Source organism: Candidatus Pseudothioglobus sp. Uisw_050_01 (assembly GCF_048085775.1).
Lineage (GTDB): Bacteria > Pseudomonadota > Gammaproteobacteria > PS1 > Pseudothioglobaceae > Pseudothioglobus.
Map to the genome: position 1 here is coordinate 1,536,222 of NZ_CP159804.1, position 15,156 is coordinate 1,551,377.

The following is a 15,156-nucleotide window of genomic DNA, read 5'->3' on the forward strand; positions in this document are numbered from 1 at the left end:
TTCTTTCAGTCAATTAAATGAAAGTGATTAGAAATAGTAGGTTTGCAGTTTCAGTAATTTTTGCTATTAACGGTGTTGTATTTGGAACATGGGCATCTCGAATTCCAGAAATTTCAGATTTTCATAACTTATCGCCTGCTGCTTTAGGTTTATTAATATTTCTTCTAGGTTTATCAGCTATTGTCGCATTTTCAGTTTTTGGGAGAGCTGCAGATCGTTATGGGGCATCAACTGTAACAAAAAGAACCACTTGCCTATTAATACCTCTTACACTTATCTTTATAGCTTTTGCAAACTCAATATGGATGCTTGTAGCAGCGATTATTTTCTTTGGAGCAATCCATGGAGGTGATGATGTAGCCATGAACGCCTGGGCTGCGGAAGTTGAGCGTAAAAATAATCATCCATTAATGTCGTCTTTTCATGCAATGTGGAGCTTGGGAGCTGGCCTTGGTGCAGGCTCAGGAGTATTGACTGCTTACTATAAAATTGGAATGTCAGTGCATTTTACAATTACTTCAATAATAATTTTCTTGGTTATGCTTACTGTTGTAACTATCCCTTTCAACTCTGAAAAGAAAGAAAAAGACAGTAAAGATCCATTTATCTCTATTCCAAAAGGAGCCTTGCTTCCTGTCGCTCTCATTACTTTTTTTGCCTCATTAGGAGAGGGTATGGTTGCAGATTGGAGTGCTATTTTTCTTAGAAGTGTTGCAGATCTTTCGAATGGCAGTGCGGCTATAGGATTTACTGTTTTTTCTGTTTGTATGTTTGCAATGAGACTTATGGGTGACAAAATTGCATTAAAGTTTGGCGCCTCTAAAACAGCACGTTATTCTGGATTAGTTGCTTTAGTAGGCTCTTTAATTGTACTAACATTTAAGACACTCGTACCATTAATGATTGGCTTTGGCCTAATAGGGCTAGGCATTGCTGTTATAATTCCTCTAGCATTTTCTCGTGCTGGTAAAGACAAAGAAATATCTCAGGGCACTGCAATTGCCAGTATTGCGACGCTTGGATATGGAGGTATGCTACTTGGCCCATTATTTGTAGGCCTTATTGCTGAGGCAACTTCAATTAAAACCGGCTTTCTACTGTTACCAATTTTAGCTTTCTTAATTTTTTTGCTTTCAAAGCATCTCTCTATTAAATCACTCTGATTTTTTCTCCAAAAGCATTGCGTCGCCATAGCTAAAAAAACGATATTTTTCTTTAATAGCATGACTATAAGTCTCAAACATTTCCTCAAAACCTATAAAAGCACTCACTAACATTAAGAGTGAAGATTTTGGTAAATGAAAATTTGTAATCATAGCATCTACTATTTGAAACTTAAATCCTGGGTAAATAAAAATATCTGTATCTCCCTTTTGGTGCTTTAGCCTGCCATTAACTGAAGCCGACTCTAAGGCCCTTACAGCTGTGGTGCCAACCGCAATTATTCTCCCACCAAGTGCCTTTGCTTGCTCTATCTTATCTATTGTTTCAGTAGAAATTTCATAATACTCACTGTGCATTTTATGACTCTCAATATCATCAACCTTAACAGGCTGAAAAGTTCCAGCCCCAACATGTAATGTTACAAATGTATGGCTGATACCTTGATTTTCAAGGCTGGATAACAACATTTCATCAAAATGAAGTCCTGCAGTAGGGGCTGCAACTGCGCCATCATTTTTAGCATATACTGTCTGATACCTGCCCTGGTCTTCTTTAGAGTCCTCTCTATTAATGTATGGTGGCAAAGGGATATGCCCAATTTCATTAAGCATATTTAGAATAGAGTCTGACTCAAAGTCAACCTTATAAATACCATCGTTTTTATCACATATCTTGAAGCAGCTTTTATTTTCAAGGACTACATAACTTCCAATTTTTGGAGATCTACTTGACTTAATCATTACTAACGCTTCATGATCATTAATTAATCTCTCAACTAGAACTTCAACCTTACCTCCAGAATCTTTATGTCCAAATAATCGAGCCGCTATAACTTTTGTATCATTAAGAACTAGTACGTCATTTGGCTTAAGAAAATTACCTAATTGAGAAAAAGTAGAGTCAACAACTATATCTCTTAGCACTAGTAATCGTGAATCAGTCCTACTTGCACTAGGGTATTGAGCAATTAAAGACTTTGGTAAGTCAAAATCAAAATCACTTAGCTTCATTGTCTACCTTTGAGGCATTAACTCGACTCATTGCTGCCTCAATTTTTTCTTTCTGAATCTTGTCTTTTGCCATTTTCTCCTTCAGAGCAATCATCCTTGCCTCCAGTAGATCAGACCTTTCTTGTTTGTTTCTTTCTAAACGCACTTCACGGAACTCAAATCTCCTCCTAGCCTTTTCTCTTTGGTCACTCTCTTGGCTTTGTTTTTTATACAACTCATTATAGAATTGATAATAATTAACAAAAGGGATTTCAAAATTTGGCTTAATGTCAATCATATCAATACAATCTACTGGGCAAACTGGTAGGCATAAATCACAGCCTGTACACTCTTCAGCAACAACTTGTGTCATAACTTTTGATGAGCCTATAAAAGCATCCACTGGACAGGCTTTAATACACAAAGTGCATCCAATGCATACTTTTTCATCAACCAAGGCAATTTGCTTTGGCTTTGTTTCACCATGTGCTTCATTTAAAAGAAGAGCTTCAACACCTAGAAGCTCAGCTAAAGCATCAATCCCTTCCTGTCCTCCTGGAGGACATTGGTTAATTTCAGCATCACCATTTGCTATTGCCTCAGCGTATGGCCTGCAACCTTCAAAATCACACTGTGTACATTGGGTTTGAGGCAAGATAGCATCTATTTGATCAACTAACGAGCTACCTTTGATCTTAGCAGTATATCCTAAGCCAATATTGATTAAAAAATTCTCGTTCATATGGCTGGTAATTTTAAACTAAATATAGTTTATAGTCTTTACTGACTATGAAAGTTACGCTTGAAAAAGGAAACTTCAAAGACTTACGCAGTATATATTTTTTGCTTTCTTAACAGAACTTGAAAGGTAAAGTTTTTACTTAAAGACTGTCATTCATATTAGGCCTAATAAAGCGTGGACTCAAGATTCAACAAAAGCACGCTCAATAACGAAGTGGCCTGGCTCCACATTACGAGCCTCAATAAAGCCCTTAGATTCAAGCATATCTACTAACTCCTTAAGCATGCTAGGGCTTCCACAAATCATAAATCGATCGTCTACTAAATTGGGCTGAGGCTGCTTCAAATCTAAAAACAACTTACCACAACTCATCAGTGTAGTTAGTCGGCCATTATTTTTAAAGGGCTCACGGGTTACTGTAGGATAGTAGACCAGTTTCTCCCTTACTATTTCCCCAATATATTCATCATTTGGTAAAACATTTTCAATGAAATCAGAGTAGGCCAGCTCAGAAACTTCACGCACACCATGAGCCAAGATAACCCTGTCGAATTGGTCATAGATTTCTGGATCTTTAATGATGCTCATAAATGGCGCCAAACCTGTTCCAGTACAAAGCAAGTAAAGGTAGCGTCCAGGAAGCATATTGTCTGGAATTAAGGTTCCTGTGGACTTCTTGCCCACTAGAACTTCATCGCCTACAGCAAGGTTTTGCAGCTTAGAGGTAAGAGCGCCATCTTGTACTTTAATACTATAGAACTCAAGCTCATTCTCATAGTTAGCACTAGCTATACTATAGGCGCGCATCAATGGCTTACCATCAGAAGGAAGACCAATCATTGTAAAGTGGCCATTCTTAAAACGATAGCCTGGGTCACGAGTAGTACGAAAGCTAAATAATGTGTCATTCCAGTGATGGACATGAGTCACTCTTTCAGTTATCAATGTCGACATACATTCCCTCTTTGGCTTATTAATTGCATAGCTTTTTTGTATATAAAATTTGGGTAAATTATACTATTAATCTAGTATTTTTGCTGAAGCCCTGAATTGTTTGCGGCCTCTTGATAACAAATACTAAACCCATTGGCGTAATCTTCTTCATTTAATCCTATATAAGAGTCAAGCAATACATAACTTGTAACTCCAGATCTAATCATAAATTGCAATTGATCTAGGTGGGCATTAATACCAATAACTTCACCTAAAAATTGCCATCTCTTTCTTAATAAATAAGCCTGAGAATAGCCTCTACCATCATCAAAATTATTAAAATCAAGAACTATTAACTCTAAAGAATCAAGGTAATCTTTGATTAAAAAAACATCATCTGAAGGCGCAATAATAACCCCTACAGAGAGTTTTGATAACTTCTCAATATTTTCAATCCATTCTTGAAAAGAAACAAGGTCAACACTTTCGTAATCTTTGTTTAGTATGCTCTCTATTTGACAAGCTTCACCCATATACCTTCTCCTTAAATGGAGCAATACCTATTCTTTTAAAGACGTCAGTAAATCTCTCCTGATTTTGTCGATGTTTTAGGAATACATTAACAATAGTTTCAACAGCATCAACAATATTTTCACCACTTACTGATGGCCCTAGTTTTTTTCCAATAACAGTTTCATACAGCGTCTCTCCTGCTAAAGTTATTTGATAATACTCTTCACCATTTTTTTGCATACCCAATAAACCTATATCCGCTATATGATGGTGGGCACAGGAGTTTTCACATCCAGAGATATTAATATTTAAATCACCAATGTCGAGTAGCTTTTTCATATCATTAAAACGCTCCTGCACTCTAGTAGCTATTGGGATAGAAACAGCCTTAGCTAAATCACAATAGTCTCTGCCAGGGCAGGCTACTATCTGAGCTAGGGTGCCTTGATGCGGACTAGCTAAACCATATTTTTCAAGAGAGCACCATAAGTTATAAACCTGATCTTTTCTGACATAAGGAAAAACGATTGTTTGCCTTTTGGTCGTTCTAAGTTCACCTGAGCTGTACGTCTCAGCTAAGTCTGCCAGCTGCCTCATCTGCTCAGAGGTTGCATCACCAGGAGCTGCACCTAACTTTGTAAGCGATATATTAACAATACTGAAGCCATCAACTTTATGCCTGCGAACATTATTTTTCTTCCAAATACTGTAATTAAAGTCAACTTTTTCTTTAAAGCCAACTAAACCTATTGGCCTAATTGGCAAAGCAAAGTCTTTTTTTAGTTGCTCTAATTCAACTAGATTTAATTTTAACTTTGAATCATTTCTAGTTTGCTGCCAGTCTTCATCAACTAAGCGAGAAAACTCCTCTGCTCCAAGCTCACGAACTAAAAACTTGATTCGCAACTTTTTCTGATGATCACGACGACCTTTTAAATTGTAAATTCTCATAGTAGATTCAAGATAACTAAGAATATCTTCAACCTGGATAAATGACGCAGTCTCTGCTGCAATCATAGCCGCCGCTCCAAGTCCACCACCAACAAAAACACTAAAGCCCAATTGGCCTTTACCATTTCTAACGAGCCTTAAACCAAGGTCATGAATTCTTAATGCGGTTTCATCTAGTTTTGCCCCATTTATAGCAATTTTAAATTTCCCAGGTAGCCATGAAAACTCTGGATGAAGATTAAACCAGCGTCGTATTAATTCACAGTAAGGTCTTGCGTCCTCAATTTCACCCTCTGTTAAGCCAGACAAAGGGTCAGCCGTTATATTCCTTGTAGCTTTTCCACTTGTTTGGATTGCATGAAGGCCAGCATCTGAAAGCTCGCGCAGTAAATTAGCAATTTCAGGAAGCTCTATCCAATTGAATTGAATATTTTGTCGGGTTGTGAAGTGTCCAAAACCCCTATCATATTTGTCTGCCACATTGGCAAGTGATCTGAGCTGCTCAGAACTAAGAGTACCATATGGTATAGCAACTCTAAGCATATGAGCATGAAGCTCCATATAAAGTCCATTCCTAAGCCTAAGACTTCTAAACTTAGCATCATCCAAATCACCAGCTAAATGGCGCTTTAATTGTTTCTCAAATTGATCAACTCGCTCAACTAGAAATTTACTGTCTTCGGTGCTATATTGGTACATTAAACTATTTTTTGAAAATATGATGCGAATTATAGTAAAATATTCTATATTATTAAGAATTAGTATATAAAAAAGAATAATATTATAAATATAATTATAATTATAGTATATTATTTTAAATAATATGAATAATGGATAAAATTATGGATACTATTGACATTAAATTACTAGAGCTTCTCCAGCATAATGCAGAACTAACTATTCAGGAGCTTTCAAAAGAAGTTCACTTATCGACCACTCCATGCTGGAAAAGAATTAATCAATTAAAAAATAATGGTTATATTAATAAAACAGTCTCACTGGTAGATCGAAAAAGAGTTGGCGCCAACGTAACTGCAATGGTTTCTATCAAAGTCAACAACCACAATCAAGAAAGAATTAGTATTTTCTCCAAAACCATTCAAGATATACCTGAAGTTATAGAGTGCTATCGTATGAGTGGTGAGACAGATTATCTTCTTAAAGTTGTGGTAAGCGACATCGAGAGTTATGACGCTTTCTATAAAAATTTAATTGAAAAAGTTCAATTTCTTAAAGTTACTTCAAATTTTGCAATCGAAGAAATTAAAAGCACTACAGAAATACCATTAACTAAACTTGGACAGTAACCAAAAAAAATTGATTAAAGGACTATAACTTTCAGCAATCCAACCATACAAACTATTATAAGCACACCGCCCATCCAGCGCTTAAATTTTGCATCACTTTTAATCATTCTTTCATGCATTCTAAGTCCAATAAAATGACCTAGAGCAGCTACTGGAATTAACATTAAAGAAAAACGCCAATCTATATATACGCCAACAGCCATGAAGGCCGCCATCTTTATTGAAACTAGGAAAAACCATAAAACAAACAAGGTATTTCTTAGTTTCTTCAAATCTATATGGTTCATATAAACCGCAACTAGAAGGACTCCTCCCATTAAGGAAGTGCCTGATAAATAACCACCAAAAAATAAAAGTAAATTATTTACCCAAGTCTTTTTAGAAATTATTTGACTATTATTTATCCAAGTTAATGAATAAAGAATTGTAATTAAATACACAATTACAGTCATTACATTTGGTGGAAGATTTAAAAGACCTATCACACCAATAATTTTTGCTGGAAGTATCCATGGCAGAGATTTCTTCAGATACCTCCAGTCAACCTGTCTTAAGGAATTTGAAAGAGTGATGCTTGAAAAAAATAATAAATGTATTCCAATTATTGGCAACCAATCTATTGGAGAGCCTCCAATGAGCATTAAAATTGGGAGGCCTAGAACAGCACCTCCAAAACCAAGACCGGTCCTAACAAACCCAATCCAAGTAAATATTATGGCAATCATTAATAACTCTAGGGGTGAAAAGATCATTAATTTAAGTAGGAGTTAATAGAAGAAAATAATTGTAATTACAAAGTAATTACATAGATTTAATTACGTCTGCTAAGTAATTTGCGGATTCAGTTGCTAACTCTATATCATTGCACTCAACCATCACTCGAACTAACGCCTCTGTCCCTGATTTTCTGATAAGAATTCGCCCCTTATCTGATAACTTAGACTCAGTCAGACTTATTGCATCAACTAGATTAGAATTATTTTTTAAATTTATATCATTTTCAATTTTAATATTTACAAGAACTTGAGGATACTTTGTCATCTTACTCTTGAGATCATAAAGGTTAATTTGTGACTTGGAAATAACCTCTAATACCTGTAAAGCTGCTATTATTGCATCGCCCGAAGTTGACTTATTAAGACAAATAATATGCCCAGAGCCCTCACCGCCAAGAATAGCATCATTATTTATTAACTCGTCCATGACATGCCTGTCACCAACATCTGCCTCAATGAAAGTAAGTCCAAGCTCTCCAAGAGCTTTTCTCATCCCTAGATTAGTCATCTTTGTCCCAACAACTGTATCGGATTTAAGCTCACCATTGTTTTTCCAGGCATTTGCAATGATATAAACAAGTTCATCACCATCAACCCTCTCTCCTAAGTGATCAACCATTATTAACCTATCGCCATCACCATCAAAAGCAATCCCAAGATTAGCATCTTGCTTTAAAACTTCTTGTTGGAGCTGTTTTGTATCTGTTGCTCCACAATTTCGATTAATGTTATAGCCATCTGGATTGTTATTAATCATTATGGTTGAAGCGCCTAATTCTTTAAAAACATCTTCAGCAATATGATAAGTTGCGCCGTTGGCACAATCAATTAAAATTTTTAAATGTGATAAATCACATTTTTTATCAAATGTTGATTTACAAAACTCAATATATCTACCTACTGCTTGTCCGTATCTCTTTGCTTTCCCAATTGAAGCAGAATCTACACTAACCATGGGTTTCGCAATTTTCTCTTCTATTGCTTTTTGTACTTTGTTACTAAACTTTACGCCTTTACTTGAGAAGAATTTGACGCCATTATCTTGGTATGGATTATGTGATGCACTTATGACAACGCCTGCGGACGCCCCAAATGCCTGAGTAAGGTATGCAATTGCTGGAGAAGGCATAGGCCCAAGCATGCCGACATTGACTCCTGCTGATAAAAAGCCAGCTTCAAGCGCAGATTCAAATAAATACCCTGAAACCCTTGTATCTTTTCCAATAATTACACTTGCAGCATCACCTTCAGTTTCACGCAAAACCGAGCCTACAGCCCAGCCAACTTTTAACAAAAAATCTGCAGTTATAGGAGCTACTCCAACCTCTCCTCTAATTCCATCAGTACCAAAAAAATTATTCAAAACTACTCCCTAAAATTTTGTATTTGTTCCCAGACTGTGAGCGCATCCTTTGTCTCTGAAACATCATGAACTCTAATAATATCCGCACCATTCTCAGCTGCAATTAACGCAGCAGTGACGCTTCCAATGAGTCGCGAGTCAACATCTTTATCTCCTAATAAGGCTCCAATCATTGATTTCCTTGAGAGTCCAGCTAGAATTGAAACTCCAAAATCATGAAACTCAGAAAGATTCTTTAGTAAGGCTATATTATGACCTAAGTTCTTACCAAAGCCAAACCCTGGATCTATGGTGATAGAGCCTAGCTGAATTCCTGCGTTCTCACATGCCGCGATTCGCTCGTGAAAGAATTTTTTAACATCATCGACAACATTGTCATATGATGGGTTGGCTTGCATAGTCCTCGGAGTGCCCTGCATATGCATTAGACAGACATCAGCTCCCAACTTAGCTGCCATCTCGAGAGCACCATCCGCCCTCAATGCATTAACATCATTAATGATTCTTGCTCCTGCAGAAAAAGCCTCCTTCATAACAATAGGTTTAGAGGTATCAATTGATATTGGCACATCAATAGTGCCACTCAAAGCTTCAATTACAGGCATAACCCGCTTTAATTCATCTTCAGAAGAAACTGCAGGCGCACCTGGTCTCGTTGACTCACCACCAATGTCAATAATTCCTGCGCCTTCTTCAACCATTAATTGGGCCTGAGAAACGGCGCTAACTGAATCTAAGAACAAGCCTCCATCAGAAAAAGAGTCCGGTGTAATATTCAAAACGCCCATGATGATTGGTTGATTTACCATCATCACAACCTTCAATTATGCAAACTGCTCAGTACTTCCGTCGGCTTCTGGCTTCTTATCTGAAGATGGTTTTGCGCTCTCAGTTTCTCCACTTCCAGTTCCAAGCTCTGATGAGGCCTCCTCTGAATCTACTACTTCAGCGGGCTCTCGCATTGGAATTCTCGCCATTAAGTCATCAATCTGATTCCTATCAATTGTCTCAAATTCAACAAGGGCTGCAGCCATTGCATCCAGTATATCTCTGTTATCTTCAAGAATTTTGTAGGCCAAAGAGTAATTACTATCTATTATTTTTCGTATCTCACTATCTACCTTAGTAAAAGTTTCATCTGAAATATGCTTATGTTTTGTGACTTGGCGCCCCAAAAATACTTCACCCTCCTCTTCTCCATAAGACATTGGTCCCATGACGCTTGACATGCCCCATAACTTTACCATTTTATGAGCAATTTCAGTCGCACGCTCAATATCGTTACTAGCACCTGTAGTTACAGCATCTTCTCCAAAAACTATCTCTTCTGCAATACGCCCACCAAACAATGATGCAACTTGGCAATTAAGCTTTCTTTTTGAAATACTATAACTATCCTTTTCCGGAAGGAACATAGTTACACCTAAAGCTCTACCTCTAGGAATAATACTTACTTTATAAACTGGATCATGCTCAGGAACTAGCCTTCCAACAATCGCGTGGCCAGCCTCATGAAAAGCTGTCATTTCCTTTTCAGAAGCATCCATAACCATTCCTTTGCGCTCTGAACCCATCATAATCTTGTCTTTCGCTTTTTCAAACTCACCCATTCCTACTAATTCTTTACTCAGGCCTGCAGTAATTAGTGCAGCTTCATTTGTCAAGTTAGCTAAATCAGCGCCCGAAAATCCAGGGGTACCTCTTGCAATATCAATTGATTTAACATTTTTTGCAATTGGTAATTTTCTCATGTGTACTTTTAAAATAGCATCACGACCATTAATGTCAGGTAATCCAACAGTCACTGTTCTGTCAAACCTTCCGGGCCTTAATAAAGCTGGATCTAAAACATCAGGCCTATTAGTTGCCGCAACAACAATAATACCTTCTGATCCCTCAAAACCATCCATTTCAACCAACATTTGGTTAAGCGTTTGCTCACGTTCATCGTGTCCGCCGCCCATTCCCGCACCACGCTGACGACCTACAGCATCAATCTCATCAATAAAGATAATACAAGGTGCATTTTTTTTAGCTTGTTCAAACATATCTCGGACTCTAGAGGCTCCAACACCAACGAACATCTCCACAAAGTCAGAACCAGAAATGAAAAAGAAAGGAACATCTGCCTCACCAGCAACAGCTTTAGCTAATAGTGTTTTTCCCGTTCCTGGAGGACCAACCATAAGAACACCCTTAGGAATTCTTCCGCCAACCTTAGTAAATTTTCCAGGATCAGAAAGAAAGTCAACAAGTTCGCTCACTTCTTCTTTAGCCTCTTCAACGCCAGCAACATCCTCAAAGGTGACGTGCGATTCATCTTTTGTAATTAGGCGCGCTTTAGACTTTCCAAATGACATAGGATTATTTTTTCCACCCATTGCACCACCTGCGCCTTTCATTGTGTACATAATGACACCAATTAATAATAGTATTGGTGCGAGTGAAATGAGTAGCTGCTTTATAAAACTTTCTCTTGCAGGAGGCGTAGCTTGAACTGAAACGCCATTATTTAGAAGGTCTCCCATTAGCCCAAGGTCCCCTGGACTGTATGTTTCAAATTTTTCACCAATTGCTGTAACACCACTAATATTGCTACCAGCTATCTTGACACTAGAAACGTTACCTTGCTTCACATTTTGGATAAATTGAGAATAGCTTATCTCGTTTGTTTCATCCGCAACATTAAACTGACCAAAAAGAGAGGCAAGTACACTGCCTAGGACCAACCATAGTAAAATATTTTTATACATATTATTAACTTTAACCTGAATTAGAAATGTAAATATACCCTATTGATTATATATATATAGGTTTTGATAGCATTTTTCAAGGTTTAATCAATATATTTTATAACTATGACATAATGATAATCTGTAGGTTAAAACTTAATTAGTTACATTATTTCTTACCCTGTTTTCTTAAAAGCATGAACATTAAACCCGAACAACTCCAAAATCACCTCTCAAACCAGCCTGCATCCCTTTATTTTGCTTTTGGTGCTGAAATACTTCTGGTTGAACAATCTCTAACGACTATAAAAAATAATGCTAAAGAGCGGGGATTTAATGAGCGCTTTAGATTTGATATTGATGGTAATTTCGCTTGGGATACTATCTTTAATTTGATTTCTAGCCCTTCGCTTTTTGCAGACAAACGGATCATCGAGTGTCGACTTACAACAGGAAAGATTGGAGTTAAAGGCTCTAAAGCACTTTCTGAACTTACCGATAACCTTCCAGAAGATATTATGCTAATCATCTCTTCTGGAAAACTAGATCTGGCGCAACAAAAAAGTAAATGGTTTAAAGCTCTCGATAAAAAAGGGGTTATTATTCAGCATTGGGAGGTTCAAAGCGACCAACTTGTCGGCTGGATTGTTAAGCATATGTCCCAGCTTGGCCTTAGCTCAAGCAATGAAATTGCAAATGCGATAGCTTACTGCACTGAAGGAAATCTACTTGCTACTATGCAGGAGATACAAAAGCTTCAAATTGCATACCCAGATGGAAATATAAATCTAGATGAGTATTTAAGTCAAATTGATCAGCAATCTCAGTACACAGTTTTTGGAATGATTGATGCAGCACTCAAAGGTGACACGCAAAAAGTAAATAAAATTTTCAGCTCGCTGGTTGATGATTCAACGCCACCAGTCATTTTAATTTCATCGCTCTACCGTGAAATAAAAAGCTTAGTTACAATGTCAATCGAACTTAAAACCAATCAAACAATCGATACAATTCTTAATAATCATAGGGTCTGGCAGAAAAGAAAACCATTGATATCAATTGCCCTTAAAAAACATAGTTATCAGCAGCTACAAAAACTTCTTTTAGCACTCGGGCGTATTGACCGCTCTGTCAAAGGCATGGATAATCTTAACGTTTACGATGAACTACAATCCGTAGTCATCACTTTATCGGGGAAAAATAGTGGGCTCAATAGCTGAATTAATATCTAATATAGGTCAAAAAGCCCTAATTGCTTCCAACACTCTGCGCATCGCCAACACAGATACAAAAAATAACGCATTACTTAATATTGCTGCTGCGATTCAAGAGAATAAGCAAACTATTCTTAATGCAAATTCTTTAGATATAGAGATTGCCAAAAAAAATAATATTGACTCGGCGCTTTTGGATAGGCTAATGCTTAACGATGATAGGCTTGAAAGCGTTGTCGAAGGTCTCAATCAAATCGTCTTATTGAACGATCCTATTGGTGAGGTTTCTGATTTAAAGACTAGGCCTAGTGGAATTAAAATTGGAAAGATGATGGTGCCGCTTGGTGTTATAGGGATGATCTATGAGTCACGCCCTAACGTCACTATTGATGCAGCCGCTCTTTGTATTAAATCTGGAAATGCGGTCATTCTAAGAGGTGGCTCTGAGGCAATCAACTCGAACATGGCTTTTTACAGTTGCACTAAACAAGGACTAAAGCAAGCTGGCCTCAACCCACACTCTGTCCAGCTCATCGAAATCACTGATCGTGAAGCGGTTACTGAGCTTGTTAAAGCCATTGACTATGTTGATGCTATTATTCCAAGGGGCGGTAAGGGACTTATAAAAAATGTCAGTAGAAATGCTAGAGTCCCAGTTATTAAGCATCTTGATGGCGTTTGTCATACCTACCTAGATATTGATGCTGACCCTCAAAAAGGAATTGACATTGCATTCAACGGCAAAACTCGTCGGTATGGAGTTTGCAATGCAACTGAGACACTTCTTGTGCATGAGAGATTCGATACAAAAGCACTATCAAAACTCATAGAGCTCTATAACGCAAAAAATGTTGAAATACGTGGATGCGAAAAATCACAAAAACTCTCCAGTGTTATTAAAAAAGCCTCGGAAGATGACTGGTATGAGGAGTATCTTGGCCCAATCCTCTCAATGAAAATTGTTGAATCAGTTGATGAGGCTATTTCTCACATCAACAAATATGGCTCAGCTCATACCGATGCGATCGTAACTGATAATGATGCAAATTCAAAAAAATTCCTCTCTGAAGTTGATTCATCATCTGTCATGGTTAATGCATCAACTGGTTTTGCTGATGGTTTTGAATATGGACTAGGCGCAGAAATTGGAATAAGTACTGGTAAATTTCATGTCAGAGGTCCAGTCGGACTTGAGGGTTTGACATCACAAAAATATATCGTCATAGGTGACGGACAAATAAGGCCATAGAGAGCATATGCAATGACAATCAAAGAAACGCTAGCGATTATTCAACGAGGAACTGAAGAAATTCTGCCCTTAGATGAGCTAAAGAAAAAACTTGAAAAAAATAAACCATTAAGAGTTAAGCTTGGAATGGACCCAACAGCTCCAGACCTTCATCTTGGACACACAGTTGTCATTAACAAGATGAAACAACTTCAAGACCTTGGTCATGAAATTATTTTCTTAATTGGTGACTTTACAGGCATGATTGGAGATCCAACTGGAAAAAATGTCACTCGGAAGGCGCTAACTAAAAGTGAAGTTTTAGAAAATGCTAAAAGTTATGAGGATCAAGTTTTTAAGATTCTTGACAAGGATAAAACAAAGATAGCGTTTAATTCTGAGTGGATGGGTAAGATGAGTTCATCAGAAATGATTTCTCTTGCATCAAAACATACTGTTGCTAGGATGCTTGAGCGTGATGACTTTTCCAAACGTTATAAATCAGGTCAACCAATTTCAATACATGAGTTTTTATATCCGCTAGTTCAAGGATTTGATTCTGTTGCACTTCAGGCTGACATTGAGCTTGGGGGCTCTGATCAAAAATTTAATCTACTAGTTGGTAGAGACCTTCAAAAGCAAGCAAATATGGAGCCTCAGGTTATTCTTACTATGCCAATACTAGAGGGACTTGACGGCGTTCAAAAGATGAGCAAATCACTTGATAACTATATTGGTATTGACGAACCTGCAGACAGCATGTTTGGCAAACTAATGTCAATTTCAGATGAGCTTATGTGGAAATACCTCGAGCTTTTAAGCTTTGAATCACTGGAAACAATCGAATCCTGGAAACAAGAAGTTGTGGATGGAGAAAATCCAAGAAATATTAAGTTTCGCCTTGCTCAAGAAATTATTACGCGCTTTCATGATAGTGATCAAGCCAAAAAAGCACAGCAAAACTTTATCGACCGATTTGCAAAGAATCAAATTCCAGATGAGATGGATGAGTTCACTTTTTCACAAGGAACTAAGATTGCAAACCTACTTAAAGACTCTAACCTAGTATCCTCAACATCCGAAGCATTTCGAATGATTAGACAGGGTGCTGCAAAAATGGATGGTGAGAAGATAAGTGACAAGGATTTAACACCCGTCGCTGGGACATCAATCTACCAAGTAGGTAAAAGAAAGTTTGCTAAAGTTACAATTGTATAAAATAGAGATATTAATTAACGAAATTT

The 15,156-nt window shown here is 37.3% G+C and carries 14 protein-coding genes; 5 read left to right on the forward strand and 9 right to left on the reverse strand.

Annotated features, from left to right (window positions below; genetic code table 11):
• The first annotated feature begins 17 nt into the window (after positions 1-17).
• A complete protein-coding gene (locus ABXT51_RS07815; RefSeq protein WP_416695102.1) occupies positions 18-1,163 on the forward strand; it encodes an MFS transporter in 1,146 nt (381 codons plus the stop codon).
• On the opposite strand, the gene queA is transcribed toward ABXT51_RS07815, so the two are convergent.
• From queA to ABXT51_RS07840, 5 genes are all read right to left on the reverse strand, one after another.
• Positions 1,155-2,174: a tRNA preQ1(34) S-adenosylmethionine ribosyltransferase-isomerase QueA gene (gene queA / locus ABXT51_RS07820; protein ID WP_416695104.1), complete on the reverse strand. Its 1,020-nt coding sequence runs from the start codon at positions 2,172-2,174 to the stop codon at positions 1,155-1,157. The genes ABXT51_RS07815 and queA overlap by 9 nt on opposite strands.
• Positions 2,161-2,895 carry an RnfABCDGE type electron transport complex subunit B gene (locus tag ABXT51_RS07825; protein ID WP_416695106.1) on the reverse strand — a complete coding sequence of 245 codons (735 nt, stop codon included), beginning with the start codon at positions 2,893-2,895 and terminating at the stop codon, positions 2,161-2,163. Before ABXT51_RS07825 ends, queA begins: the two co-directional genes overlap by 14 nt.
• A gap of 180 nt (positions 2,896-3,075) precedes the next feature.
• Complete coding sequence (locus ABXT51_RS07830; RefSeq protein WP_271537556.1) at positions 3,076-3,849, reverse strand: ferredoxin--NADP reductase; 774 nt, start codon at positions 3,847-3,849, stop codon at positions 3,076-3,078.
• 71 nt (positions 3,850-3,920) lie between these two features.
• Positions 3,921-4,361, reverse strand: coding sequence for a DUF934 domain-containing protein (locus tag ABXT51_RS07835; RefSeq protein ID WP_416651673.1), 441 nt, complete (start codon positions 4,359-4,361; stop codon positions 3,921-3,923).
• The gene (locus tag ABXT51_RS07840) at positions 4,354-5,991 is read right to left on the reverse strand and encodes a nitrite/sulfite reductase (RefSeq protein WP_416695109.1); all 1,638 of its coding nucleotides are present in this window, start codon (positions 5,989-5,991) and stop codon (positions 4,354-4,356) included. The genes ABXT51_RS07835 and ABXT51_RS07840 overlap by 8 nt, the downstream gene beginning before the upstream one ends.
• A 143-nt stretch (positions 5,992-6,134) precedes the next feature.
• Here ABXT51_RS07840 and ABXT51_RS07845 point away from each other — a divergent pair, with 143 nt between their 5' ends.
• Positions 6,135-6,599 (forward strand): Lrp/AsnC family transcriptional regulator, encoded by a 465-nt coding sequence (locus ABXT51_RS07845; RefSeq protein WP_271537553.1) that lies wholly within the window; start codon positions 6,135-6,137, stop codon positions 6,597-6,599.
• 14 nt (positions 6,600-6,613) lie between these two features.
• Here the strand turns inward: ABXT51_RS07845 and ABXT51_RS07850 are convergent, their stop codons facing one another.
• The 4 genes from ABXT51_RS07850 to ftsH are packed head-to-tail and all read right to left on the reverse strand — an operon-like array spanning position 6,614 to position 11,491.
• Complete coding sequence (locus ABXT51_RS07850) at positions 6,614-7,351, reverse strand: sulfite exporter TauE/SafE family protein (RefSeq protein ID WP_416695112.1); 738 nt, start codon at positions 7,349-7,351, stop codon at positions 6,614-6,616.
• A 49-nt stretch (positions 7,352-7,400) separates the two neighbouring features.
• A complete protein-coding gene (glmM, locus tag ABXT51_RS07855; RefSeq protein WP_416695114.1) occupies positions 7,401-8,738 on the reverse strand; it encodes a phosphoglucosamine mutase in 1,338 nt (445 codons plus the stop codon).
• Positions 8,739-8,740: 2 nt separating this feature from the next.
• On the reverse strand, positions 8,741-9,550 hold the full coding sequence (gene folP / locus ABXT51_RS07860; protein WP_416695116.1) for a dihydropteroate synthase: 810 nt from the start codon (positions 9,548-9,550) through the stop codon (positions 8,741-8,743).
• Positions 9,551-9,562: 12 nt separating this feature from the next.
• Positions 9,563-11,491, reverse strand: a complete 1,929-nt coding sequence (gene ftsH / locus ABXT51_RS07865; protein ID WP_416695118.1) for an ATP-dependent zinc metalloprotease FtsH — start codon at positions 11,489-11,491, stop codon at positions 9,563-9,565.
• 176 nt (positions 11,492-11,667) lie between these two features.
• On the opposite strand from ftsH, the gene holA reads away from it, so the two are divergent.
• From holA to tyrS, 3 genes are read left to right on the forward strand one after another with little or no spacing between them, the layout of a single operon-like run.
• Positions 11,668-12,690 carry a DNA polymerase III subunit delta gene (gene holA, locus ABXT51_RS07870; RefSeq protein ID WP_416695120.1) on the forward strand — a complete coding sequence of 341 codons (1,023 nt, stop codon included), beginning with the start codon at positions 11,668-11,670 and terminating at the stop codon, positions 12,688-12,690.
• The gene (locus ABXT51_RS07875) at positions 12,674-13,933 is read left to right on the forward strand and encodes a glutamate-5-semialdehyde dehydrogenase (protein ID WP_416695122.1); all 1,260 of its coding nucleotides are present in this window, start codon (positions 12,674-12,676) and stop codon (positions 13,931-13,933) included. Before holA ends, ABXT51_RS07875 begins: the two co-directional genes overlap by 17 nt.
• 12 nt (positions 13,934-13,945) lie before the next feature.
• Positions 13,946-15,130, forward strand: coding sequence for a tyrosine--tRNA ligase (tyrS, locus tag ABXT51_RS07880; protein WP_416695124.1), 1,185 nt, complete (start codon positions 13,946-13,948; stop codon positions 15,128-15,130).
• The last annotated feature ends 26 nt before the right edge of the window (positions 15,131-15,156 follow it).